The 1,207-nt window shown below is 61.2% G+C and carries 1 protein-coding gene; it reads left to right on the top strand.

Going from position 1 to position 1,207, the window contains the following annotated elements; genetic code table 11:
* Positions 1-901 (top strand): YeiH family protein (locus AC1DS5_RS24940; RefSeq protein WP_477720929.1); only part of this gene is annotated, 901 nt, incomplete at its 5' end.
* Between the last annotated feature and the right edge of the window lie 306 nt (positions 902-1,207).

Raw genomic sequence — 1,207 nt, 5'->3', positions numbered from 1 at the left:
GTTTTTGTATGCGCTGTTCTTTGGTGTGGGATTTCACTACCTCAGCCATGACGCCAACACCAGGCCCGGCATCGAATTTTGCTCGCGTACCGTGCTGCGCCTGGGCGTCGGCCTGCTCGGTGCGCGGATCACGGCGAGTCAAATTGCGGGCTTGGGCTGGAGCACTGCGGCCATCGTCATCGCCGCAGTCGTGACCACGCTGCTGTGTGGGGTGCTGCTGGGACGTCGTCTGGGCATGAACCGCGCGCAAGCGGTGTTGTCCGGCGGTGCGGTCGCCATCTGCGGCGCGTCGGCCGCCCTGGCGATCTCGGCGGTGTTGCCGCGCAACAAGGAAAGTGAACGCTTCACCCTGATGGTGGTGGTGACCGTGACCGTGCTGTCTACCCTGGCCATGGTGATTTATCCACTGATTGCCAAGCTGCTGCATCTGCCGCCCGAGCTTGCCGGCCTGTTTCTGGGTGGCACGATCCACGACGTTGCGCAGGTAGTAGGCGCCGGTTATATGCTGAACCCCGAAACCGGCGACTACGCCACCATCGTCAAGCTGTTTCGCGTGTCCATGCTGGCTGTGGTGGTGGTGGTGGTGTCCAGTCTGTTCAAGCGGCAGCGCGAGGCGAGCGAGAGCACGTCCGCCGACGCCAAGCAGCCCCTGGTGCCGTGGTTTCTGTGGGTGTTCGTGGCCCTGGTCATCATCAACTCCATGGGCGGCGTACCGGCGGCGGTGCAAACCGGCCTGAACGATGTCTCGCGTGCCTGTTTGGTCGTTGCCATTGCGGCGCTGGGCGTGAAGACTTCATTCAGGCAACTGGCCCGCGCCGGCTGGCGCCCCTTTGTGCTGCTGCTGGTCGAAACGCTGTGGATGGCCGCATTTGTTCTGGCCGCCATCCTGTTGCGCCACTGAAAACGATGGCCTGCCCCGGTTTTTTCACGCACACCCTCATCGACAAGCCGTATTAAGGCGAATGGCACTTACTTTGGCAGGTTGGCCTTCGGCGACGTGCGTAAGTGCTTGAAAGCAAAGGGAGATGGCTGACCAAAGGGTCGATAGGATGGTTGTTTACGAAGCACCCAAACCATCTTCCCAAAGGCCAGCCACCATGGATCGTAATGCCCAAAGCGTCTTGCATCAACGTTGCAGCAGCATTGGACGCCGGGCGAGATCGACCCAGGCGGTGGAATTCTTCAACGTTCTGACGAGTCCGGAGTT

The sequence above is a fragment of the Polaromonas sp. P4_H1 genome, assembly GCF_056400945.1.
Note: the sequence above shows the minus strand (reverse complement) of the source record. Positions and strands in the feature narration are given on the sequence as shown.